General features: G+C 48.1%; 24 protein-coding genes. 17 read left to right on the top strand and 7 right to left on the bottom strand.

Going from position 1 to position 24,086, the window contains the following annotated elements:
• Positions 1 to 2: 2 nt before the first annotated feature.
• Together hutU and hutH are read left to right on the top strand one after the other, a co-directional pair.
• Positions 3 to 1,679 (top strand): urocanate hydratase, encoded by a 1,677-nt coding sequence (gene hutU, locus RJ32_RS12930; protein WP_034822753.1) that lies wholly within the window; start codon positions 3 to 5, stop codon positions 1,677 to 1,679.
• Positions 1,680 to 1,688: 9 nt separating this feature from the next.
• The gene (hutH, locus tag RJ32_RS12925; RefSeq protein ID WP_011235675.1) at positions 1,689 to 3,224 is read left to right on the top strand and encodes a histidine ammonia-lyase; all 1,536 of its coding nucleotides are present in this window, start codon (positions 1,689 to 1,691) and stop codon (positions 3,222 to 3,224) included.
• Between the two features lie 9 nt (positions 3,225 to 3,233).
• Here the strand turns inward: hutH and RJ32_RS12920 are convergent, their stop codons facing one another.
• The 3 genes from RJ32_RS12920 to RJ32_RS12910 are packed head-to-tail and all read right to left on the bottom strand — an operon-like array spanning position 3,234 to position 5,489.
• Entirely contained in the window at positions 3,234 to 4,136 is a 903-nt protein-coding gene (locus tag RJ32_RS12920) for a bifunctional GNAT family N-acetyltransferase/hotdog fold thioesterase (protein WP_011235674.1), read from the bottom strand.
• A gap of 5 nt (positions 4,137 to 4,141) precedes the next feature.
• Positions 4,142 to 4,579: a D-aminoacyl-tRNA deacylase gene (dtd, locus tag RJ32_RS12915; RefSeq protein ID WP_011235673.1), complete on the bottom strand. Its 438-nt coding sequence runs from the start codon at positions 4,577 to 4,579 to the stop codon at positions 4,142 to 4,144.
• Positions 4,580 to 4,634: 55 nt separating this feature from the next.
• A complete protein-coding gene (locus tag RJ32_RS12910; RefSeq protein WP_011235672.1) occupies positions 4,635 to 5,489 on the bottom strand; it encodes a virulence factor BrkB family protein in 855 nt (284 codons plus the stop codon).
• A gap of 69 nt (positions 5,490 to 5,558) precedes the next feature.
• Here RJ32_RS12910 and RJ32_RS12905 point away from each other — a divergent pair, with 69 nt between their 5' ends.
• From RJ32_RS12905 to RJ32_RS12885, 5 genes are all read left to right on the top strand, one after another.
• Positions 5,559 to 6,281 carry an SDR family NAD(P)-dependent oxidoreductase gene (locus RJ32_RS12905; RefSeq protein ID WP_011235671.1) on the top strand — a complete coding sequence of 241 codons (723 nt, stop codon included), beginning with the start codon at positions 5,559 to 5,561 and terminating at the stop codon, positions 6,279 to 6,281.
• A gap of 69 nt (positions 6,282 to 6,350) precedes the next feature.
• A complete protein-coding gene (locus RJ32_RS12900) occupies positions 6,351 to 6,590 on the top strand; it encodes a hypothetical protein (RefSeq protein WP_011235670.1) in 240 nt (79 codons plus the stop codon).
• Positions 6,587 to 7,237, top strand: a complete 651-nt coding sequence (locus RJ32_RS12895) for a DUF2959 domain-containing protein (RefSeq protein ID WP_011235669.1) — start codon at positions 6,587 to 6,589, stop codon at positions 7,235 to 7,237. Before RJ32_RS12900 ends, RJ32_RS12895 begins: the two co-directional genes overlap by 4 nt.
• A gap of 18 nt (positions 7,238 to 7,255) precedes the next feature.
• A complete protein-coding gene (locus RJ32_RS12890) occupies positions 7,256 to 7,774 on the top strand; it encodes an NADPH-dependent FMN reductase (RefSeq protein WP_011235668.1) in 519 nt (172 codons plus the stop codon).
• Entirely contained in the window at positions 7,774 to 8,274 is a 501-nt protein-coding gene (locus tag RJ32_RS12885) for an MgtC/SapB family protein (RefSeq protein ID WP_011235667.1), read from the top strand. The genes RJ32_RS12890 and RJ32_RS12885 overlap by 1 nt, the downstream gene beginning before the upstream one ends.
• Here RJ32_RS12885 and RJ32_RS12880 read toward each other — a convergent pair.
• The gene (locus tag RJ32_RS12880; protein WP_034822751.1) at positions 8,271 to 8,885 is read right to left on the bottom strand and encodes a TetR family transcriptional regulator; all 615 of its coding nucleotides are present in this window, start codon (positions 8,883 to 8,885) and stop codon (positions 8,271 to 8,273) included. The genes RJ32_RS12885 and RJ32_RS12880 overlap by 4 nt on opposite strands.
• Before the next feature lie 180 nt (positions 8,886 to 9,065).
• Here RJ32_RS12880 and RJ32_RS12875 point away from each other — a divergent pair, with 180 nt between their 5' ends.
• Complete coding sequence (locus RJ32_RS12875) at positions 9,066 to 9,347, top strand: DUF3081 domain-containing protein (protein WP_011235665.1); 282 nt, start codon at positions 9,066 to 9,068, stop codon at positions 9,345 to 9,347.
• Positions 9,344 to 10,012: a hemolysin III family protein gene (locus RJ32_RS12870; RefSeq protein ID WP_011235664.1), complete on the top strand. Its 669-nt coding sequence runs from the start codon at positions 9,344 to 9,346 to the stop codon at positions 10,010 to 10,012. The genes RJ32_RS12875 and RJ32_RS12870 overlap by 4 nt, the downstream gene beginning before the upstream one ends.
• A gap of 75 nt (positions 10,013 to 10,087) precedes the next feature.
• Here RJ32_RS12870 and typA read toward each other — a convergent pair whose 3' ends face one another.
• On the bottom strand, positions 10,088 to 11,929 hold the full coding sequence (gene typA, locus RJ32_RS12865; protein WP_034822749.1) for a translational GTPase TypA: 1,842 nt from the start codon (positions 11,927 to 11,929) through the stop codon (positions 10,088 to 10,090).
• Between the two features lie 310 nt (positions 11,930 to 12,239).
• Here typA and glnA point away from each other — a divergent pair, with 310 nt between their 5' ends.
• The 6 genes from glnA (at position 12,240) to RJ32_RS12835 (ending at position 19,306) form a co-directional block, all read left to right on the top strand.
• Positions 12,240 to 13,649, top strand: a complete 1,410-nt coding sequence (gene glnA / locus RJ32_RS12860; RefSeq protein ID WP_011235662.1) for a glutamate--ammonia ligase — start codon at positions 12,240 to 12,242, stop codon at positions 13,647 to 13,649.
• 72 nt (positions 13,650 to 13,721) lie between these two features.
• A complete protein-coding gene (gene glnL / locus RJ32_RS12855; protein WP_231378597.1) occupies positions 13,722 to 14,795 on the top strand; it encodes a nitrogen regulation protein NR(II) in 1,074 nt (357 codons plus the stop codon).
• Entirely contained in the window at positions 14,785 to 16,191 is a 1,407-nt protein-coding gene (gene ntrC / locus RJ32_RS12850) for a nitrogen regulation protein NR(I) (RefSeq protein ID WP_011235660.1), read from the top strand. Before glnL ends, ntrC begins: the two co-directional genes overlap by 11 nt.
• A 75-nt stretch (positions 16,192 to 16,266) precedes the next feature.
• Entirely contained in the window at positions 16,267 to 16,947 is a 681-nt protein-coding gene (locus tag RJ32_RS12845; RefSeq protein ID WP_011235659.1) for a response regulator transcription factor, read from the top strand.
• 95 nt (positions 16,948 to 17,042) lie between these two features.
• Positions 17,043 to 18,305 (top strand): HAMP domain-containing sensor histidine kinase, encoded by a 1,263-nt coding sequence (locus RJ32_RS12840; protein ID WP_227016379.1) that lies wholly within the window; start codon positions 17,043 to 17,045, stop codon positions 18,303 to 18,305.
• The gene (locus RJ32_RS12835; RefSeq protein WP_011235657.1) at positions 18,302 to 19,306 is read left to right on the top strand and encodes an alpha/beta hydrolase; all 1,005 of its coding nucleotides are present in this window, start codon (positions 18,302 to 18,304) and stop codon (positions 19,304 to 19,306) included. Before RJ32_RS12840 ends, RJ32_RS12835 begins: the two co-directional genes overlap by 4 nt.
• On the opposite strand, the gene RJ32_RS12830 is transcribed toward RJ32_RS12835, so the two are convergent.
• A complete protein-coding gene (locus RJ32_RS12830; RefSeq protein ID WP_011235656.1) occupies positions 19,296 to 20,225 on the bottom strand; it encodes a cation diffusion facilitator family transporter in 930 nt (309 codons plus the stop codon). The genes RJ32_RS12835 and RJ32_RS12830 overlap by 11 nt on opposite strands.
• A gap of 54 nt (positions 20,226 to 20,279) precedes the next feature.
• On the opposite strand from RJ32_RS12830, the gene trmL reads away from it, so the two are divergent.
• A complete protein-coding gene (gene trmL / locus RJ32_RS12825) occupies positions 20,280 to 20,744 on the top strand; it encodes a tRNA (uridine(34)/cytosine(34)/5-carboxymethylaminomethyluridine(34)-2'-O)-methyltransferase TrmL (RefSeq protein WP_011235655.1) in 465 nt (154 codons plus the stop codon).
• Here the strand turns inward: trmL and RJ32_RS12820 are convergent.
• On the bottom strand, positions 20,728 to 22,068 hold the full coding sequence (locus tag RJ32_RS12820) for a hypothetical protein (protein WP_016341407.1): 1,341 nt from the start codon (positions 22,066 to 22,068) through the stop codon (positions 20,728 to 20,730). The two genes, trmL and RJ32_RS12820, sit on opposite strands and share 17 nt — an antisense overlap.
• Before the next feature lie 298 nt (positions 22,069 to 22,366).
• Between RJ32_RS12820 and RJ32_RS12815 the strand changes: the two genes are divergently transcribed.
• The gene (locus tag RJ32_RS12815; protein WP_034822746.1) at positions 22,367 to 24,043 is read left to right on the top strand and encodes a cyanophycinase; all 1,677 of its coding nucleotides are present in this window, start codon (positions 22,367 to 22,369) and stop codon (positions 24,041 to 24,043) included.
• Positions 24,044 to 24,086 lie beyond the last annotated feature (43 nt).

Below are 24,086 nucleotides of genomic sequence, written 5' to 3'. Positions count from 1 at the left end.
TCATGTCATTCACCCGTTTGGATAAAAGCCGCAAAATTAGCGCCCCTCATGGAACCGAGCTAACCACCTGCAACTGGCAGGTGGAAGCTGCAAAGCGGATGCTGATGAACAATCTGGATGATGAAGTGGCGGAACACCCACAGGCGCTGGTTGTATACGGTGGCATTGGTCGTGCAGCGCGCAGCTGGGAATGCTATGACAAAATTATTGAAACTTTAGAGCGCCTGAAACCAAACGAATCCCTGTTGATTCAGTCAGGTAAACCAGTGGGTGTGTTTCCTACCCATGAAGATGCGCCGCGAGTATTGATTGCGAACTCTAACCTGGTACCGGAATGGGCTAACTGGGAACACTTTAACGAGCTCGATAAAAAAGGCCTGATGATGTACGGCCAGATGACCGCAGGCTCCTGGATTTACATTGGTTCACAAGGCATTGTGCAGGGCACTTACGAAACCTTTGGTTCGGTTTCGCGTCAACACTTTAACGGTGACGCAAAAGGTAAGTGGGTACTTACTGGTGGCCTTGGTGGCATGGGTGGAGCTCAGCCATTAGCGGCAACCATGGCCGGTTTTTGTATGTTGGCTGTTGAATGTGACGAGTCACGTATCGATTTTCGCCTGCGTACCGGCTATGTGGACCATAAAGCTACTAACTTAGACGATGCGTTAAAACTGATTAATGATGCGATGGCAAAAGGCGAAGCCATTTCAGTGGGCTTACTGGGTAATGCCGCTGACGTTTATTCGGAATTGCAGCAGCAAGGCGTGACGCCGGACGTAGTGACTGACCAGACCTCAGCCCACGACCCTCTGCATGGTTATTTGCCACAGGGTTGGACACTGGAAGAATACAAAGCGAAGCAGGAAAGCGATGCCACTGGTACGGTAAATGCTGCGAAAGAATCTATGGCGGTGCAGGTGCGCGCTATGTTGCACTTCCAGAAAGAAGGCGCGGCAGTACTGGATTACGGTAACAACATTCGCCAGATGGCCAAAGACGTAGGTGTTGATAACGCCTTTGACTTCCCGGGCTTTGTGCCGGCTTATATTCGTCCGCTGTTCTGTGAAGGTATTGGCCCATTCCGTTGGGTTGCGCTTTCGGGTGACCCGGAAGACATCTACAAAACCGACGAGAAAGTGAAAGAGCTGATTCCGGATAACGAGCACTTACACAACTGGCTGGACATGGCTAAAGAACGCATTAGCTTCCAGGGCCTGCCGTCACGTATTTGCTGGATTGGCCTTAAAGACCGGGCCCGCATTGCCCGCGCGTTTAACGACATGGTTAAAAGCGGCGAGCTGAAAGCGCCGGTTGTTATCGGCCGTGACCACTTGGATTCTGGCTCAGTTGCCAGCCCTAACCGTGAAACCGAAGCGATGCAGGACGGATCTGACGCGGTATCGGACTGGCCTCTGCTGAATGCTTTGCTGAATACAGCAGGCGGCGCGACCTGGGTCAGCCTGCACCACGGTGGTGGCGTTGGCATGGGTTACTCACAGCACGCCGGTGTGGTGATTGTAGCCGACGGTACCGAAGAAGCTGACAAGCGGTTAGGCCGGGTGCTGTGGAACGACCCGGGTACGGGCGTTATGCGCCACGCTGATGCCGGATACGATATTGCGAAAAACTGCGCCCGTGAACAAGGGCTTGATTTACCTATGCTGGATACGAAGTAAGGAGGTTGCATGAGTCATTTTGAATTACAGCCAGGACAATTGCAGTTAAGTGAACTGCGCGACTGGTTTTATCAGCATCAGACACTAAAGCTATCTGATGAAGCTAAGGACAACATTGCGACTTCGGCGAAAACCGTTGCAGATGTACTTGAGCAAGGGCGAGTAGTTTACGGTATTAATACCGGTTTTGGGCTGCTGGCGAATACCCGTATTCCACCTGAGCGCTTGACTGATCTCCAGCGTCGTATTGTGTTATCGCACGCTGCGGGAACCGGCGATTTAATGGAAGACTCCGTTGTGCGTCTAATGCTGCTACTGAAAATTAACTCTCTGTCGCGCGGGTTTTCTGGCGTACGGCAAGTGTTGGTTGATGCGCTGATCAAGCTATTGAACGCCGAAGTGTACCCCTGCATTCCGGAAAAAGGGTCTGTGGGCGCATCCGGTGATTTAGCGCCGTTAGCGCACATGGTATTGCCATTAGTGGGTGAAGGTACGGTTCGTCACAACGGAAAGGTGCTAAACGCTGAGGAAGGTCTGAAAATAGCGGGTATTGAGCCGTTTGAGTTGGCACCGAAAGAAGGTCTGGCTTTACTGAACGGCACTCAAGCATCGACTGCGTTAGCTCTAGCCGGACTGTTCCGCATTGAGCGTAATTTCCATGCCGCCATTGTGGTGGGTGCGACTTCTGTGGAAGCCGCTATGGGCTCGCGTGCGCCGTTTGATGAACGTGTTCACGCAGTACGCGGCCAACCGGGGCAGATTAAAGCCGCCGAAATGCTTCGTCACGTGCTGACCGACAGTTCTGAAATTGCTAAAGACCACGAGAATTGCGAAAAAGTGCAGGACCCGTATTCTCTGCGTTGTCAGCCTCAGGTAATGGGTGCGGTGTTAGACCAAATTGAGCATGCCTCGGGTATTTTAGTGCGCGAAGCCAACGGAGTTACTGACAACCCACTGGTGTTCAGCGAAGAGCAGGACATTATTTCCGGTGGTAACTTCCACGCAGAGCCTGTCGCTATGGCAGCCGATATTCTGGCCATTGCTGCCAGCGAAATTGGTGCCTTGTCAGAGCGTCGTAGTGCCCTGCTCATAGACAGCCATTTAAGCAAGTTACCGGCGTTTTTGGTCAATGACGGCGGAGTTAACTCGGGCTTTATGCTGGCACAAGTTACCGCTGCGGCATTGGCGTCAGAGAATAAAACCCTGGCGCATCCGGCGTCTGTGGACAGTCTGCCAACGTCTGCCAACCAGGAAGACCATGTGTCTATGGCAACCTTTGCGGCGCGTCGGTTAACGGATATCGCTAAAAACGTCAGTGACATTATTGCGATTGAGTGGTTAGAAGCCGCACAAGGACTGGATTTCCGTCGCCCGTTGAAAGGTGCTGCTGCGGTTGAAACGGCGTTTAACTGTTTGCGTGAGCAAGTGGCGTACTATGCTGAAGACCGCTTCTTCGCGCCGGATATTAAAGCGGCTAGTGACCTGATTCAAAATGGTGAGCTGGCGGCAGTGGTGAAACTACCGCATATTTTGTCTGAAGTTTAATTCTGCGGGCTAGTCCCGTTTTGCCAGAACCACAAAGCGGCCGGTAAATTCTGCTACCGGCTGCTCTTCATCCAGTATCTGAGCCTTAATCGTTAAACGCGCATTTTTTCCTTGTTTTAACGCGGAAAAGTCACCGGTAACGTCGCTCAAACGCGCTATTGCCCGGGGTTCCTGGGTAACTGGCTTGTGATAGTGAATGTTACCATCGCCTAATACCACGGCTCCTTCCAGTTCCCGCTCTAACAGCTGTAAATGCAGCAATCCCCAGCAGGTTAAGGTACCCAGTGAGTAAATGCTGCCGGCAAACATGGTGCCGTGCACATTAATGTTTCGCGAGAGTACCGCGCGGGTTTCGAATACGCGACCGGTATACTGATGGATTTTAATGCCCATGGCGTCGGAAATAGGTATGTCTTCCTGCCAGGTTTTCTGTAGCTCGGTACACCACTCAGGCCGATAAATAATGCGGTTGTACTCAGTGAAGGACTTGCGTAAATGGTGTTCTGCCATGGGGTTATTTACGGTATCGGCTTCTTCCGCTACGTCGTAACCACACTTTTTATAAAAGCCAATGGTGTTGTCGCGTGAGTTGATCACCACATGCGTTGCGCCTTCTTTGCGCGCAGCAAGCTCAAGAGCGTAGATAATAGCGACCCCATGCCCTTCCCCCCGGTATTCAGGAGCAACCGCCATAAAGCGTATTTGAGCTTCTTCCGGGCTGTTAAAGTGAAGCCGGCCAACCGCAACGGGTTCCTCTGCTTCATTGACTACCATTCGGTGATGACCAACTTGATCGTATTCGTCTTGTTCAGAGCCTAAAGGGCGTTGAAAAGGCTCGCGCAGAACCCGCCAGCGAAGGTAGTAATAACGCTCGAGTTGTTCGTCTGTTTCCGGAGTAATAACGCGATACATAGGTGTTATACCTTCAATTCAAATGTGACCGGGCCGTCATTGACCAACTCAACCTGCATATCTGCTGCAAAGCGCCCGGTTTTTACCGGCAAGCCTTGCGCAGCCATTTGCTCACAAAAAACCTGATACAAATGCTGTGCCTGGTCGGGCGTTGCCGCTGAAGAAAAGCTGGGACGCCGTCCTTTACGAGTATCGGCCGCTAAGGTGAATTGAGAAACCACCAAAACTTCGCCCTGCGCATCGATAACACTATTATTCATTTTGTCTTCAACGTCACTAAACACGCGATAATTGGCTATGCGCTGAGCTAATTTGGCAGCACTGGCTTCGTCGTCTTTGTGTTCAACACCTAATAAGATTAACAGCCCGGGCCCGATAGAACCGACCAGTTCATCGGCAACAGTGACTTTGGCACGGCTAACGCGCTGAATGAGTCCGATCATGAGTACATACCTTTCAAAAACAGAACGGCTATGGTCGGCGAAAATGCAAAGCAGGTCAATCAGACTTCGGCTCAGGCTGCTGTAACTGGTACTCCTCTAAACTGACGGTTAAAACCGCACCAATGAGTACAATTAACCATGACAGATATATCCATACGATAAGAATTGGGATGGTTGCCAGTGCGCCGTAAATGGCCTGATAAGTCGGGAAAAAAGTAATGTACAGTGAAAACAGTTGTTTACTCAGCTCGAACAGAAGCGCGGCAATAACCGCCCCAAAGGCCGCGTAGCGGAATTTAACCTGACGGTTAGGCACTAACTGATACATGAGCACAAAGAATACAAAGGAGGTCACAATGGGTACGAACCACAAGACAAAGCTTTGTATGCCGGAAACATATTCATCAGCAAACTGGCTGAGCGACATCAAGTAAGAGGTTGCAGCCAAGCCCGATCCAATAAGCACCGGACCTAGGGTAAGTAGCATCCAGTAAACAGCAAAAGAAACCAACCAATGTCTGCTGCTGGAATCCCGCCATATGCTGTTCAATGCTTTATCGATGGCTGACATGAGCATAATGGCGACAATAAACAGGAAACCGACGCCAATTGCAGTCATTTTGGAGGCATTAGTCACAAACTCGTTAAGATATTCTTCCAGTTGTTCACCGGAAGTGGGTAAGAGATTCGCAAAAAGTGCCTGCTCAAGATTCTCTTTCAGCTCATCAAACATTGGAAATGCTGAGAAAACCGTAAACATAACGACTAGAAGGGGTACCAGCGACAGCATGCTGACGTAGGTCAGGTGACCGGCGGTGATATTGGTATTGTCGCTATTAAACCTTTGCCCAAAGTACTTTAGAAAGCCTAAGGTGTGGTTGAAATACGATTTCCATTCAATTTGCTTCATGGTGTATTGAGCTAATCCAGTTTTATTCACGTAGGGAAGTAATAACTATCATGATAGAGAGTCGTGCAAATGGCAATGGTGGTATTAGGTGCTGGCGGCGGATTAGGTCGGGCCATCACTCTGGAATTAAGCAAGCAATATCCCGATGAGAGGATATTCGCGTTGTCGCGGCAGCCTGAGGTGCCGGAAACAGACTCGTCAGATGTAACTTATTGCCGAATAGAAGACTACGATGAGAAAGCACTGGGCGCCTGGGTTAGTGAGTTTAAAAATAACGGTGAACAGTTAAGTGGCGTCGTCTCAACCATAGGTATGTTGCATGACGAAGAAACCTTTCCGGAGAAAAAGTTGACCGATATTACGGCAGACAACTTGAATAAGTTATTTTCCGTTAACGCAGTGAAACCCATGCTGGCGCTTAAGGCGTTTTTGCCAATTCTTGACAGAAAGAAGACCCGCTTTTGGGTACAGTTGTCAGCGAAAGTCGGCAGTATTGAGGATAACTATTTAGGCGGCTGGTACGCCTACCGCTCAAGCAAGGCCGGGTTAAATATGCTGTTGAAAACGGCGTCAATAGAGTTAAAGCGTACTCATAAAAACCTGATCGTGGCGGCAATACATCCGGGGACAACGGACACTCGTTTGTCTGAACCTTTTCAGGAGCGAATATCCACCGACAAACTGTATTCGCCTGAACTCTCTGCAGAGCGGATTGTGGCTGTAGTGAAAAACTTAAAACCGGAAAATACCGGAGCGTTATGGCATTGGGATGGTAGTCGTTTACCTTACTGATTTAGTTTGCTTTTTCTAAAGTAATGGCTCTTAATTGGTAAGCTGCATGTTAAGTGCAAGGAGAACACAATGTTGTATATTTTAGCTATTTTACTTCCCCCCGTCGCTATTTTACTGACGGGTAAAATTTTTCAGGCGATATTTAATGCGGTTATCGCTATTGTCGGCGTAGTACTTTTTATTGTCTCGCTTGGTGCGCTGGGAGCTCTTTATATTATCGCTATTCTTCACGCCATTATTGCGGTGCATGGTTATCACCGTGACAAACGCGACGAACGTATTATTAAAGCTGCACGAGGTGACAAATGAGAAAATGGACATTGCCGTTGGTAACGGTCTTCATGCTGTCAGCATGTCAAAGTGCTTACTATGGCACTATGGAAAAATTTGGCGTAGAAAAGCGCGATATTTTAGTCGATAGAGTGGATGATGCACGTGACTCACAAACCGATGCTCAGGAAGAGTTCCGTTCTGCATTAGAGCGTCTGGACGCTATGCTAAACATTGATGGTGGTAATCTGGAAAAGCAATATAACGCGCTGCTTGATGATTACGAAGACAGTAAATCTGCAGCAGAGAGCGTTCGTAGCCGTATCGACGAAGTTGACGAAGTAGCTAATGACTTATTCGACGAATGGAGCGAAGAGCTGGGTGAATACAGTAACGACACTATGCGTCGCGAAAGTGAGCGACAGTTACGCCAGACGGAACGCCGTTATGCCGAGTTGCTGAGGGTGATGGAGCGCGCGGCAGATAAGATGCAGCCGGTGCTGGATAAAATGCAGGATAACGTGCTTTATCTGAAACATAACCTGAATGCTAAGGCCATTGATGCTATTCGCGGTGAGTTTGGTAATCTGCAGAATGATATTTCCGCATTAATTAAAGACATGGAAGCGGCGGTAAGTGAGTCAAACCGCTTTATTGAAGCAATGAAGAGTTCTCAATCCGAATAATCAGGAGATAGTAATCGTATGACCGTTGTATTCATTGGTGGTAGCCGTCGTAAAGACTCGCTTAATGCCAAACTCAAACATCGTTTGGCTGAAGTTGCAGATAAGCATGGCATTCGACATGACATCGTTGATGCCGATGCGCTGGACGCGCCGATCTACCATGGCGACTTAGAGGCCGCAGATGGTGTTCCCGAGTCGATGAAAAAGTTGGCTGAAAAGATTCAGTCAGCCTCAAAAGTGGTTTTAGTCAGCCCTGAATATAATTCGTCGGTCTCTCCACTGATAAAAAATGCGATTGACTGGGTGTCGCGGGTTGAGACGCAGGCCTGGGCCGGTAAAACGGTATTATTGGCTGCTGCTTCACCCGGGGGGTTAGGGGGCATTCGGGGGCTAAGCCACTTGCGGGACATTCTTGGCAATGTGAAGGCATGGACTGCGCCGTTGTTTGCCTGCTGTCCGAATGCCAATGACGAAAGCATTGCGGCAATGGATGAAAGTTTTCTTAAGCAATTTTTAGAGCAAGGAGAGGCCAGCTAGTGATTGACTGGCAAGTTGTTCAGGAACTGGGTCCTTACTCATGGAATGGCATCGGCACTGCCCTGCTCTGTGGTGCCATTGTCGGGCTCGAGCGACAGGTTAGAGGCAAACCGGTTGGTATAAGGACCGCTGCACTTATCATCTTAGGTACCTATCTATTTTTAACTGGTGGCTCCTCGGTTGTCAGTCAGGGCGGCGATCCATCCCGCGTCATTGGACAAATTATTACCGGCATTGGCTTTCTTGGTGCAGGCGTTATGTTGGCTCGGGACGGTGTTGTAGTTGGTGTCACATCGGCGGCGACAATCTGGGCCCTGGCGGCAATTGGCATTGCAGTCGGTCTTGGTATGTACGGGGTTAGTATTGTGTTGTCGATGGTAATTGTTGGTGTATTGCTTGGTGTCGACTTACTGGAAGATACTTTTCAATCTTTGACCCGCGGCGTGCACCGAAAATACAATGGCTGGCGCCGCGGACGTGCAGACAGCAACGAGCCTTAGCGTGCTAACCCGTTAATATAGCTATCGATAGCCTGGTTGCCGTACTCCACTAAAGGAAAGTAATCCGGAGCAAGCAGCCAGTTATAAATAAGGCCGTCCACTAATGAAAACAAGCCAATAACCGCAACCCTGGGGCTAGCTTTTGAGGACAACTGACCTTTTTGGATAGCTGATTCAAACAACTTTTCGACTTCACAAACGCATTCGTTACGACCGCTAACATGCCGTAATTTTATAGGATTTACTTCGTCAATGTACTCGCACTTGTGAAGAAGGATGCTGGCAATAGAACGTACCTGGGGCTCATTTTGAACGCGAGCTAAAAATTCTTTAGAGCGGGCTTTTACTTCTTCTAAGGCATCGAATTCTAAACTCTCGGCTATTTGTTCCCGCATTTCATCGATCGGAAGAGAAATTCTTCCCATTAACGATTCAATGAGATCCATTTTATTTTCAAAATGGTGATAGATAGCACCGCGAGTGACACCCGCTTTTTCAGCCACTTGCATCATCGACGTTTGAGTCACACCATTCTCGCTGAATAAAGCCTCAGCAGCGTCTAATAACTTGGCGCGGGTCTCCATTGCGTCTTCTTTTGTGCGTCGAACCATGTTCGGCTCCTATTTCTTAACATCCGTTCATTATTATAGCGGCTTTTGCCTAATCATGCACCTATGTATGTATATTCTGATACAAGGTTTTTGAAACAAATAGGTAAAAGCGGTTGTGGAATGGACATTCGACCCTAATAATAAGGGTATACATTTAGTTAGAAAACGCTGAGGTGTGTGATGAAAAACGAACTTGATAACAAACTGATGTTGGATGCGTACGAAAAGATCCACACTCATGGCGAAGCTCGTCAGGGACGTCACTACTTGGACGGAATAGAAGCTTATACCGACCATGACGGTTATACCGTTTTTTTGGAAGGGCATGGTGTCACGCTAACCCTGCAGTTTCATAACTCATATAACTTAAAATACGACAATGAAAGACAGTATGACCAGTTTATAAGGGCACTCAAGAATATCAGTAAAGGTTATGAGACGCCGGGAATGGAACGAGGATGAGCAATCAGCATAAAGTCTATACCGTAAAGGAAGAGGTGGCTCATGCATTAACTCATGGCATTGGTGCCGTTTTAAGTATTGTTGCTTTAGTTTTCATGTTGATTTGGGCGGCGGCTTACGGTGATGGTTGGCATGTTGTTGCTGCGAGTATCTACGGTGCTAGTCTTATTCTGCTTTATACCGCTTCAACGCTTTATCATGCGTTTCCCTGGCCAAAAATGAAAGCGGTGTTTCAACAGCTTGATCATGCCGCTATTTACATTTTAATTGCTGGTACTTATACGCCATTTGCTTTAATCAATTTAAGAGATGCCTGGGGCTGGACCTTATTGGGCGTGGCTTGGGGAATTGCTTTGGTGGGTGTCGTGCTTGAGCTGACGCTGAAAAAGCGAATTGCCTGGCTGTCGCTTACTCTCTACCTTGGAATGGGCTGGATGGCGATTATTGCGATTAACCCGATGATTGATAATGTGGATGCAGGTGGCTTGATGTTGCTTGTCGCCGGCGGTTTAGCTTATACGCTGGGTGTTATCTTTTATGTCTGGAAATCTCTGCCTTATCATCATGCCATCTGGCATTTGTTTGTATTGGCGGGCAGCGTCTTCCATTTCTTCTCGATTTTCTACTTTGTATTGCCGCAACCGGAGTTGCTGAGTGCGAACTAGCTGATAAGCTGAATTTTGGTTATAAAAAACGCCCGCTAAAGTAGCGGGCGTCTTTTTATAACAGCTCTGCAAATCTTAACCGTTCTTCGGCTCACGACCTAAACGTTTACGATCGTTTTCTGTCAGTGCGCGTTTACGAATACGAATAGACTCAGGTGTCACTTCGACCAGTTCATCGTCATTGATGAATTCCAGTGCTTGCTCCAACGTTAAACGAATTGGTGTACTTAAGGTCTGTGCTTCGTCAGTACCAGAAGCGCGTACGTTAGTCAGCTGTTTACCTTTCAGGCAGTTTACTGTCAGGTCGTTTGAACGGTTATGAATACCGATGATCTGGCCTTCATAAACTTCATCACCGTGTGATGCAAATAACTTACCGCGCTCCTGCAGGTTAAACAGTGAGTAAGTCAGAGCTTTACCCTGAGCATTTGAAATCAGTACACCGTTACTACGCTGACCGATGGTTCCGCCTTTGTGCGGACCGTAGTGGTCAAACGTATGGTACATAAGGCCAGTACCTGAAGTCAGTGTCATGAATTCTGTCTGGAAGCCAATCAAACCACGGCTTGGTACTTCAAAATCAACGCGAACGCGACCTTTACCGTCTGGTGTCATGTTGGTCATTTCGGCTTTACGCAAGCCTAATTTTTCCATAACCGCACCTTGATGCTGCTCTTCAATATCAACCGTCATGGTTTCATAAGGTTCCATTTTCTTACCATCTTCGTACTTGATGATAACTTCTGGACGAGAAACGGCTAATTCAAAACCTTCACGACGCATGTTTTCAATAAGAACACCTAAGTGAAGCTCACCACGGCCAGATACGCGGAAACGATCCGGGTTGTCAGTTTCTTCAACACGTAAAGCTACGTTATGAACCAACTCTTGTTGCAAACGTTCAAGAATTTGACGAGAAGTAACAAACTTTCCTTCTTTACCTGCGAAAGGTGAGGTGTTTACCTGGAAGGTCATAGTTACTGTTGGCTCGTCAACGGTCAGTGGCTTCATAGCTTCAGCTTTACCAACTGCACACACGGTGTCGGAGATTTTTAGCTCGCCCAGACCGGTAATGGCGCAGATGTCGCCTGCTGCAGCTTTGTCCGCTTCAATGTGGTCAAGACCCAGGTAGCTAAAGACTTTACCAATTTTTCCGTTACGTTCTTTGCCGTCGGCACCAACAATAGTCACTTGCTGGTTCACTTTAACGCTACCGCGGGTAACGCGACCAATACCAATAACGCCTAAGTAGCTCGAGTAATCAAGCTGTGACACCTGCATTTGCAGGTCGCTTTCAGGGTCAGCATCGGGATGGCTTACCTTACTAACGATAGTTTCGAACAATGGCGTCATGTCGCCGTCTTGATCTTCTATGTCTAATGATGCCCAGCCGTTAAGCGCTGATGCGTAAACTACCGGAAAGTCCAGCTGTTCGTCAGTAGCGCCCAGGTTATCAAATAAGTCGAATACCTGATCCATCACCCAGTCAGGGCGTGCACCAGGACGGTCAACTTTGTTAATAACAAGAATAGGGTTCAAACCATGAGAGAAAGCTTTCTGCGTGACAAATCGAGTTTGAGGCATAGGACCGTCAACGGCATCAACCACTAACAATACGGAGTCTGCCATAGAAAGTACGCGTTCAACTTCGCCACCGAAATCGGCGTGTCCCGGAGTATCCAGAATGTTGATGCGGTAATCTTGCCAGTTAACCGCGGTGTTTTTGGCGAGGATAGTAATACCACGTTCTTTTTCAAGATCGTTGGAATCCATAATACGGTCTTCTATTTCGCCACGGCTTTCTAAAGTGCCAGATTGTTGCAACAACTTGTCGACTAGGGTGGTTTTACCATGGTCAACGTGCGCGATAATCGCGATGTTGCGTAATTTTTCTATATCAAATACCTGAATTGTCATTAAGAACTGCCTGTAGTTGTCCGGGAATGAAACCCGTCCAAGGGGTTTTGTGAAAAATAGCGGCGTATTCTACCTTTTTGAGTTGGATTAAGAAAGACCTGATTGTTTTTTGTTCGTTATATTTTTATGACGTTATCTTAGAATGTTACTTTTGCACCAATTTTGTGCGTTATGCGCTATACTGGTGCGTATTAATTTACGCATTATAGTGCTAAATGAACTAACTTTATGAATATAAACAAAAAAGTCAGTTGGCACAGGCTTTGCTATACTCAAGCTGTATTTTTAGACGCTGTCTACGGAGGACAACATGTCAGCTAATAAGATTTTCGATACCATCAAAGAACACGACGTAAAATTCGTCGATTTACGCTTTACCGATACTAAAGGTAAAGAGCAACACGTCACTATTCCGGTGTCGCAAATCGATGAAGACTTCTTTGAAGAAGGTAAAATGTTTGATGGTTCATCTATTTCCGGCTGGAAAGGCATTAACGAATCAGACATGGTACTGATGCCAGACAACGAGTCTGCGGTGATTGATCCCTTTACTGATGAAGTCACATTGAATGTACGTTGTGACATTCTTGAGCCGGAAACTATGCAGGGCTATAGCCGTGACCCTCGTTCAATTGCAAAGCGTGCGGAAGATTTCCTGCGCTCATCAGGCATTGCAGACGACGCTTACTTCGGTCCGGAACCTGAGTTCTTCCTGTTCAACGACGTACGTTTCCACACAGACATGAGTGGTTCGTTCTACAAGATTGACGCGGAAGAAGCGAAGTGGAACTCAGGCCGTGAATATTCAGAAGGTAACCTGGCTCACCGTCCTGGAGTAAAAGGCGGCTACTTCCCGGTACCTCCGGTAGACTCAGCGCACGACATTCGTGGCACCATGAGCTTAGTAATGGAAGACATGGGTATGGTTGTTGAAGCCCATCACCACGAAGTAGCAACAGCAGGTCAGAACGAAGTGGCTACACGCTTCAATACTCTGACTAAGAAAGCTGATGAACTGCAGGTTTATAAGTATGTGGTGCATAACGTCGCGCACTCTTACGGCATGACCGCAACCTTTATGCCGAAGCCACTGGTTGGCGATAACGGCTCTGGCATGCACGTGCATATGTCACTGAACAAAGGCGGCGAAAACTTATTTGCCGGCGACCAGTACGCAGGCTTGAGCGAAACCGCGCTGTTCTATATTGGCGGTATTATTAAGCACGCACGTGCCATTAACGCTTTTGCGAACGCCTCTACTAACTCGTACAAGCGTCTGGTTCCTGGTTTTGAAGCACCGGTGATGCTGGCTTATTCCGCCCGTAACCGTTCGGCTTCTATCCGTATTCCATTGGTTTCCAGCGCGAAAGGTCGCCGTATTGAAGTGCGCTTCCCTGACCCAAGTGCGAACCCGTACCTGGCCTTTACTGCGCTGTTAATGGCTGGCCTTGACGGTATCCGTAACAAGATCCACCCTGGCGATGCCATGGACAAAGATTTATACAATCTGCCTCCTGAAGAAGCGAAAGACATTCCGACCGTTTGTCACTCACTGGAAATGGCTCTGGACGCGCTGGATAAAGACCGCGACTTCCTTAAGCAAGGCGGCGTTATGGACGACGACATGATTGATGCCTACATCGATCTTAAGTACAACGAAGTAGAGACATTGAAGAAGACTACCCACCCGGTAGAATTCGATATGTACTACAGCGTTTAATGGTTACTGGCCGGGTAAGGTGTCTTGCCTTACCCGGTTGCACCAACTTGGTGCGTAATTTATCCTGCCTTCGTGAACGATAGCGCGCTACTTAACCAACTACTCACAGGCATACTCATCCTCGATGATCGCCTGACCATCCGTTACGTCAATTCGTCTGCTGAATCCTTACTCGATCACAGTGCAAAACGCCTGTTGGGCGAACCTTTCACTGCGGCTTTTTATCAGTGTTCGCTGGCGTCAGAAACGCTGATGGAGTGCCTGAATAGCGAGCAAACGGTGCTGAATGCGGAAGCTCAGTTCGCGCTGCATTCCGGGCACAATATTCGGGTGGAAACCAGTATTCAAACAGTAGAGCAACCTTTTGGACGTGCTTTGCTACTGGAATTAAAACAAGTAGACCAGTTGCGGCGAATAAATCAGGAAGATCAACAGCGTAATCAGCTATTCGCTACCCAGCACTTATTGCGCGGTATGGCGCATGAAATAAAGAACCCTCTGGGAGGTTTACGCGGCGCTGCGCAGTTACTGGCACGGCAACTTCCGGACGAGAGCCTGACAGAGTATACGGACTTGATCATCACCCAGTCGGACCGGTTAAGGTATTTGGTCGACAGGTTATTAGGGCCGGTAAAAAGGGGCGAGTCGAAGGAAACCAATATTCATGAAGTGTTGGAAAGAGTTGCCAGAACTTTGGTGTACGAATATGGAGACTCGCTGAATTTAGTTCGGGATTACGACCCGTCGCTGCCGGATATTCAGGTGGTTGCGGAAGCTTGTGAACAGGTGTTTTTGAATATTGCCCAAAATGCAGCACAAGCTATGTCAGGCGAAGGCACTATTACAATTAAAACGCGGGTAGAACACCAATTGACTCTGTTTGGACAGCGCTATCGACAATGTGCGGTGGTTACTTTGACCGATAATGGGCCCGGTATTCCGGCCGAGTTGCGCGAAACCCTGTTTTATCCGTTGATAAGCGGCCGTGCTGAAGGAACCGGACTCGGCTTGTCGCTGGCACAAAATTTAGTGCATCAGCATAAAGGGAAAATTGATTTTGATTCCAGTCCCGGAAAAACCCGATTTTCAGTGTATTTGCCTTATCTTTCAGCAGAAAATGGTAATGAGGTGACGGATGACCACTAATGCTCAGTTATGGATAATTGATGATGACGACTCTATTCGCTGGGTACTGGAAAAAGCCTTTGCTGATAGCCGTTATCACGTGCGCAGTTTTGCCAATGGCGAAGACTTTTTCATGGCTCTAAAGAGCGATAAACCAACCGTTGTGCTCACCGATATCCGTATGCCGGGAGAAAACGGCCTGGCTGTACTGGAGCGGCTGCATCAGACCGAGGCGCATTTGCCTGTTGTGGTTATGACCGCGCATTCCGATCTCGAGACAACGGTAAAAGCGTTTCAGGGCGGCGCATTTGAGTATCTGGCAAAGCCCTTTGACATTGATGAAGCTATTACCGCCGTTGACCGTGCTCTGCAGCATGCCAGACAAAGTGAAAATGCGCCCGCGCAAATAGACGCAAATTCAGTTCCCGAGCTTATTGGTGAAGCCACGCCTATGCAGGATGTGTTTCGTGCTATCGGTCGCTTGTCGGGCTCAAGCGTTAGTGTGCTGCTTACCGGAGAAACCGGTACTGGCAAAGAAGTTGTCGCGCGAGCTCTGCATAAACACAGCCCACGGGCGGATAAACCTTTTATTGCGCTTAACATGGCAGCAATACCCGCCGATTTAATTGAGTCGGAGCTGTTCGGGCACGAACGCGGGGCCTTTACCGGAGCCGACCGTAAACGCGTCGGGCGTTTTCAGCAAGCTGACGGTGGTACTTTGTTTCTGGATGAAATTGGCGATATGCCTTTACCAGTTCAGACACGGCTGTTGAGAGTTCTGGCCGAAGGACAGTTTTACCCGGTGGGAGCGTTGCAACCGGTAAAAGTGGATGTGCGCGTTATTGCCGCCACCCACCGGGAACTAGAACACTTGGTTAACCAGGGCACATTCAGGGATGACCTTTATCATCGTCTTAACGTTATCCGTTTGCGGCTGCCGCCTCTGCGTGAGCGGGCGGAAGATATCGATACTCTGGCAAGACACTTTCTTAAAAAGTCGGCCGAAGAGTTGAATGTCACACCAAAAACATTGTTAAATGAAACGCTTAGCACATTAAAGAGTTACAATTGGCCAGGTAACGTCCGACAACTGGAAAATACCTGTCGCTGGCTAACCGTTATGGCGCCCGGGCAGCAAATAAGTCCCCGGGACTTGCCTGAAGACATTCTGGTGACTTCAGAGCCAGGTTCGACAGAGCCAGGCGGTGAGCTTACCTGGTTACACTTTTTGCAAACTGAGCTGGAACAGCAGCCGTTAAACTCGCAGGATGTTCTGCAAAGTTATCAGCAGCAGCTGGAGCAGGTTGCGTTACAGACTGCTTTAAAACGTTTTTCCGGACATAAACAAAAAGCAGCCGCATGGCTGGGCTGGGGAAGGAATACCTTAACCCGAAAGTTGAAAACTCTGCTAAAGTAAAAGTTATGTAAAGAGGGTCGTATCCATCCCCGGCATTTTGGATCATGGATTTATTTCTGGAGAGAACAACAAGTTATGAGACATTCCGTACTACTCATTGACGATGATACTGAAATGTCTGTCATGCTGACAGAATTGTTTAAACGTGAATCTGTGGATTTAAGTGTCGCCGAAGATGGTGTCACTGGTCTTGATAAAGCACTTAACGGTGACTACGAACTTATTTTGCTGGACGTTATGCTACCCGGCATTGATGGTATGCAGCTTTTGCAGCGGTTACGCCAACAACATCGTGATACCGCGGTGCTGATGCTGACGGCTCGTGGTGACGATGATGACAGAGTCATGGGGCTGGAGCTTGGCGCAGATGATTATCTGCCAAAGCCTTTTAATCCACGTGAGCTGATTGCCCGTGTAAGAGCTTTGCTGCGTCGCACGCCAAACACAACCATGCAGAATGAAAGCCTGAACGTTTGTGGCATAGTGCTGGATCCGGCTACTACGGAAGTAAAATGCGATGATGCTGAACTGATTCTGACACCAACTGAGTTTGATATTTTGCGTTGTCTGATGCAGCAAGCCGGTCAAATGGTCAGTAAAGATCAGCTTTCTGTTGCGGCACTGGGACGAAAAATGGAGCCTTTTGACCGCAGTCTTGACGTGCATATTAGTAACATCCGGAAGAAATTCCCGGCAAAACCTGATCGTATTCAAACTATACGAGGTCGCGGCTACCGACTGATTGCAAGCTTATGAAGAACCGGCGTACGCGGTGGTACCGATCGCTTGCTCTGAGATTACTTTTCATTTTTTGGGCGCTGCTTTCGGTCACAGCGGCCAGTGGTTATTTGTTGGCGGTTTGGAACAAACCTAAAGCTGAACTTAAACCACTGGAGCCGGAGATTTATCAGACGTTACAGCCTTTATTGAGCGATGCGTTAACCTTTCACTCTCTACAACCCGGCCGGCTTATTGCTGGCGACTACCGCGTTGCCGCACAGTTGTCGGTGCAGGGCAGCGAAAAGCTATTAATGGACGAGATGCTGCGCGTAAGTCACGGTTCCACGCTATTGCGTATGCTGGGTCAAGAGTCTCCGCAGCAGATTCCTCTGGACGAGCGTTTGTTAATGGGTCCGTTCGAGCTCGACGGCAATAAAATTCTGGTGACTAAGCCCTTAGGCATTGAAGAGCAGGTTGACCGTGAGCGGTTGGAAGCAGAATCGACCCGCGCGCGCATACTGACCTTAATGGTTGGTAGCGGTTTACTCGCAGTATTACTGGGTATTTGGCTTATTCGACCTATACGACGAATGATTCTGGCAATGCGCGAAGTGGCTGATGGTAGTGCAACGCCTGAACTTAAACGTTTACCTAAACGTGGTGATGAAATTGGTGAACTGGCACGGGCTTTATCGCAAGGGGCGGTCGACTTAGCAACTTCGCGTGACGCGCAACGGCGATTACTCAGCGATGTATCGCACGAATTACGTTCACCTATGGCGCGTATGCAGGTGGCTCTGGATTTAGCCGATTGCAATGAGGACGACCCTAATTGGCAACAATTGCGCCGCGATACGGAACGTCTCAGTGTGATTATTGAGCGAATTCTTTCGCTGTCGAGACTGGAGAATGGGCTGGTTGATCTGAACCATGAAAGCCTGGATAGCGGTGAACTGGTGCAGCAGCTTATTAATGATATGTGTTATCAGCATCCAGAAGTACGCGAGCGCTTGCTGCGGCATGGTAGCAACTGGCCGGTTATTGATACTGACCCTGAATTGCTGCGGCTGGTTCTGGAAAATATTGTCCGTAATGCACTGCACTACACCGAAGATAACGTAGAGCTTTCCTGTGACGATTACGGCAAAGGCTGTCATATTCGCATTCGGGATCACGGCCCGGGGGTTGATGAGAGCACCATAAGTAAACTGTTTGTGCCTTTTTATCGCGGCGATCCGGCGCGACACCATAAAGCCGGCGTTGGTCTTGGTTTAGCCTTGAGTCATCGCGCGGCGGCTGTTCTGGGTGGTGAATTAAAAGCTCATAATCACTCTGAAGGGGGACTTGAAGTCGTGTTAGACTTACCCAAAAGTCAGCCCGAACAGAAAGAATGAAGCAACCGCCTACTACACAACAACGCCCTGCAGACGACACGCCCGAATGGCTGGAGTTTTTTAAGGCTCAAGTCGAAGTCTTTTGGGAACAACAAGTTACCTCTGAGTATTTTGCTGCGTTTGATGGTCTCAAATTACATTTTGCCTATTACCGACATAGTGACTCCGCACCCTTAGTGGTTATTGCTCCGGGGCGAATAGAGTCGGCACTGAAGTATCAGGAACTGTTTTGGGAGCTGGCACAGCAGGGCTTTTCTGTTGCGGCACTGGATCACCGTGGGCAGGGATTGTCGGGGCGCCTGACGGCGAACCCTCATCAGGGACATGTCGAAAACTTTAATGACTTTGTACGTGACTTTTCGGACTTTACCAACCTGTTAGTGGCACGATTTGGCGATGTACCCAAAACACTGTTTTCTCACTCGATGGGCGGAACAATAGCGACCATTTACTGTGCCACTTACCAGCATCCTTATAAAAAACTCATACTCTCTGCTCCTATGTTTTCTATAGAAACAGGAATAGTGCCTTATTGGTTCGCGCGTTGGATAGTTTTTGCGGGAGCCTGGTTAAACCGCTGGCTGGCAAAACCGTGGTATTTTCTCGGTATGGGAAATTATAAGCCGGTGCCTTTTGAAGAGAACGTTCTGACACATAGCCGACAGCGATATAAGGCGTTTCGGGATGCTTATGATAATGTTTCGGATGTTCAGCTAGGCGGGCCCACATTTAATTGGCTGTATGAGGCCATCAGTGCCGCTATCAACGCGCAGAAACTGGCAAATGACATTACCATTTCGGTCATTCTGTTTCAGGCAGGGAATGATAAAGTGGTTTCCGCGTCAGGACAAAAGAAAGTAGCTGCTGCGGTTACCCGGGACCACTTTAGGTTTGAGACCATTAAAGGTGCATCGCACGAGCTTATGATGGAAACTGACAAGTTTCGTCAACCTGTGCTGGACGCTCTTATTGAAGAAACCCGGAAACTTGCTAACGCTTAAGTGAACCTTCTACCACGGCGACAATTTCAGGATCCATGTGGACAATAATATCGGCGCCCGGGAAAGCTTTCATCAGCTGTGCTTCAACATCATCGGCAATGGCGTGAGCCCGTAATAAAGACAATTCGTTGGCCAGCTCAATGTGTAACTGAATAAAGCGCACCGGGCCTGCCTCCCGTGTGCGTAGACCGTGAAAGCCTTTAACGCCGTTTACCGCCATTGTGATATTAGCAATCTGCTCTTGCAGCTCTTCTGACAACTCACGATCCATCAGTGCCTGAAATGCATCCCAGCCAATACGAACTGCGCCAATAATGAGGTAAACGGCAATGCCCATGGCAAAAATACTGTCAGCCCAGAGCCAGCCATAGCTACTTAAAATTAACGCCACAATAACGGCTAAGTTCAGCAGTATGTCCGACTGATAGTGAAGATTATCGGCCTGCACGGCCTGAGAGTTGGTATGACGAATAGCCATACGCTGTATAACAATTAAAACAAAGGTAATGACAATAGCAATGGCAGAAACCGCGATACCGTAACCCACTTTAGGCACACTGCCGCCCTGCATAAACTGTTGAACGCTGTGAAAAATAAGCAGCATGCTGGAACCGGAAATAAAGGCGCTTTGCGCTAACGCCGCCAGGGATTCGGCTTTACCGTGACCGAATCGATGCTCTTCATCTGCTGGTTGCAAAGCGTAGCGAATCGCAAAAAAGCTGAATATGGAAGCGCCGCTGTCTAAAATTGAATCGGTGAGAGATGCCAGCATACTGGCGGATTCTGTCTGGAACCAGGCAAAAAGCTTAATGGTAATTAGGATTATGGCAACGATAACCGACGCTGTACTAGCCAGTCGTACCCAAAAAGCATAATTCTGTTGGTAGTTTTTCTGATTTGCCACAGTACCGGTACACATTTATAAAAGATATTCTGCTATTCTACCGCTTTTACCCAAGTGATGAAAACGACCATGTTGCACCTTGTACTGTTTGAGCCTGAAATTCCCCCTAATACCGGCAACGTTATTCGTTTGGCGGCGAACACGGGCATGTCCTTGCATTTAATTGAGCCCTTAGGGTTTGAGCTGGATGAAAAAAAAGTACGTCGGGCGGGTCTTGATTATCACGATTTAGCTTCTGTAAATATCCATAAAGACTGGCAGAGCTTTCTGAATAGTACCTCGTTTAACCGCATTTTTGCGTGCACAACCAAAGGTAAGACAAATTACTCTGCAGTGGCTTATGAGGCCGGCGATGTTTTGTTGTTTGGCCCTGAAACTCGCGGGCTGCCAATGGAGGTCCTGGAAACTTTTCCACAAGAGAACTGGTTGCGGTTGCCAATGGCGGACACCAGCCGAAGCCTGAATTTATCCAATTCAGTGGCTATTTTTGCTTATGAAGCCTGGCGCCAGAACGATTTTACAGGCGCTCGTTAATTTGCTGTTTAGCCCTTTTTTCAATTGTCTGTTCGAACAGCGTGTTATCAAATAGTTGACGAAGTGCACGGCCTCTGTTGTTGTCGAGAAAGGCCATGAATAAAGGTTGTGGTCCCGACAGCTTCTGTTTCTTGTAGGGCTTTTCGGTCCAGTCAGGCAGGTTGTCCTTGTAGTCTATTACCGCACTGACCCTTTCCATATCCAGCAGTGCAAAGCAGTCCAGTGAATTCGAGGCCCGGTAAAAGGGTCGGTCGGTATCCACTAAGGTTTGCATGAAGCGAGGGCCGGATACACAAATAGGACCATCATTCGGTTGTTCAAGGGTGAAAAGAAAAATGCTGTCGTCGTAGCCAATATGATATTTAGACAGAATGATATTTTTTATTTTCTGATCAGGACGAACACCGATTAACGCATCTGCACGGCCTTCCTGTAGTAATTGAATACTTCGCTGCCAACTGCTGACAACCGTATTGAGCCGGGAGGTAAAAGTCGGAAATACGGATTTAGCCAAATTCCATAATTTGCCCGTGCCGTCGGCATTCAGTAAGCCCTGGTGTATGGCTCCTACAACCGTCAGTTGCTCAGGACGCTTTATGGGCTGTATTGGTGTTTCCAGGGTGACACCATACTGCTCGCGCAGTGCCTTCATCCGGCCGTTGTCGCGCATAGTTTGCAGGTGATAAGTCAGTTGAGGTATCAGTCTCGCATGCTCTTCATTCAGATAATGAAAACCAACCTCTGTCGATAACTTATGAGTAATTAAATGAGGGTTATCTTTCAGATCTGAATTTTCAAATTGAAAATCCCCCATAAATGCCATTTGAATGCGCCCCGAATCGAGTAATTTTACCACTTGCTCAATATCAATAGGGGTGACAATAGACGGTTCGTAAGGCAGGTTTTCGACCAATTTGGTAATTGAGTCCATACCGTTAACATAGGCCAGACTTTTCATTTCTGACAATGGGCAGTAACCACAGTTACGACGATCGGCTACCGCGATAATATCGAAAGTGAATAGTGGAAAAGGCACCCGGCGCAGGTGCCGGCGCTTGTCTTCAAGTAGCGCTGTTCTTCCCAGCTCCCCGGCGATGGTACCTTCAGCAGCCAACTGCTCACCTCGTAAGCGGGGAAGTTCGATGTACTCGAGTTCAATACCGAGTTTTTCGTATGCCTCTTCAAGCACCGCTGTTACATATTGCGTAAAGGGACCTTCCTCGGGAGCACGGAAAGTCAGTTTCTGCTCTGAGAAGGCAAAACTGGTCATCGGGAGCAGGCCCGCGAGCAGTAACAGAACGCAAAAACGTAACGGTGACTTCATAACAACACGTGTGATCTTATTTCATAAAAGAGAGATTAGTATAGCAGTGTTCGGATGCTCGTCACGAGCCCTGAAAATTATTTATTTTCATAGGTTTACGCTTATTAACAGTGAGTTTACTATGCCGTATCACATAAGTTAATTCTGCGAGAATTTTAGGTCTGTCTATAATAAATGCGTTAATCTATTGTCCTATATTTGACAGTTGGGTTGTTAACGCTCTAGCGTTGCAGCCTGTTGATTTTGTTAGTTGAAATATTCTAGCGGTGAAAGCCGTCGGTAACTAGGGGTTTTATTTATGGTTAAGTCGTTGTTTTCCTTGCTCTCTTTGGCGGCATTGTCATCAGCTTTTGCGGCGCCGTCAAATGCTGCCGATGACGATACATACCGACATTTATTGTTGGCTGGTGGCGGTCTGACGGCCTGTTCCAGTTTCGCGTCGGATAACTGTGATGACGTTGACTGGATTGATAAGGAAACGATGCGCACCGACAGGTATTTAAACCTGTCGAAAAAATTTCGTTCGAGAGCAACGGCAGAGTCGGTTTGGCCTAGTTACCGTGAAGAAACTCGCAAAAAAGTTGCTGATGCGCTGGAATTAATTCACGAGCGTTTAAAAGAAGACATTGTTCCTGAGCGCGTTTTTCTGCGTGAGTTTACCCGGCGGGCGACACAACAGCTTTATAACTCGTTGTCAGATGCTGAGTGGAACCGGATTATTGACTTAATTGAGCTACCGGTTCCGGATTCCGCACGTGAAGTGGTTAATCTGGATGAAAACCTCAAAGGTGAGTCAAAAGCAATTTTTCAGCGCTTTGTTGAAATGGCGCAGTCAGTTGCCGGAGATGAACGGAAGCCAAAGGTGTATTTCCTGACCTCTGCATCACGTAATCCGTACGATAAGATAGATTTTTACAATAGTGTATTTGAACAGCTGGGAGCAGAAGTGCATTGGCTGCCACTGGATTCTGCTGTAGTAAAAGCTCAGCGGGAAGGTCGTTGCGATGAACTGGCAAAAATTCAGCAAAAGCAATTAGGTGCTTATGAACGTGACCGGGTGCATAAAGACTGGTATCAGGAGCAAGTCGCTTTTTGCAAAGATTCTGATGCGGCCGCAGAGATGCTGGCCGATGCCGATGGACTGTTTTTTAATGATGGTGATCAGAACCTGACTCGTTCAACCTTTATTAAGGCGAATAATGAACCCGGCGATGTGCTGAAGACGATTATTGCAGCTGTGCAACAAAAGGAAGTGGTTATTGGCGGAACGGGTGCCGGCACTGCGGTTATGACTTCTAAGCCTATGATTTCTAATGGCACAACCGCTGAGGCCATAAAAGAGGGAGCGATTGCTTCCGATCCTCCTCCATTTGGTTGCAATTTAGACACCACCTGTCCGCCGAATGTTGGACCTGATAGCCTGACTTACCATCCGCTGGGCGGCTTAAGTTTGTTTCACTATGCCACATTGGATACTGAGTTTTCTGAGCGCGGGCGGCAGGGGCGCTTAATGCGTCTGGCAGCTGCGAGTTCCACACCATTATCTATTGGTATTGACGAAAATACCGCAATGGAAGTGAATTTAGAGAGTGGTGCTTTCAACATTATTGGTGAGCGTGGTGCGTTTATGGTGGAAGATGCACAAGGAACCGATAATGCCGTAGCTGCTACGTTTCATTATCTGGTCGCCGGAGCATCGGGGGTTATCTCTCCGTATGGATTACAAACCGCCGAGTTTGCGGAGGGTGATGATGTGGTTCAGGAAGAGCCAACAACAAACTTTCTCAGTGATCGTGGCTTAATTGATTCTATGCGCATTTTGTGTGGCGAGCGTAAGCAGGTTAGCTTGCTGAATAAAGACTTCCGTTTAATTGCACAGCGCGGGGAATCCAGTCGCGTGCAGTCTTCAGGTGGCGAATGCCAGATTGTAAACGGCAGCATTGGTATTGCCTGGCAGCCACAGGAAAAGCTGTAACGGCTGGGAAACTGGGGAAACGAGTGCTGAGGTGCGTAGCCTG

Source organism: Idiomarina sp. 28-8 (assembly GCF_000320945.2).
GTDB classification, from domain to species: Bacteria; Pseudomonadota; Gammaproteobacteria; order Enterobacterales; family Alteromonadaceae; genus Idiomarina; species Idiomarina loihiensis.
The sequence above is the reverse complement of the archived record's forward strand: the minus strand, read 5'-3'. Positions and strand labels throughout refer to the sequence as shown.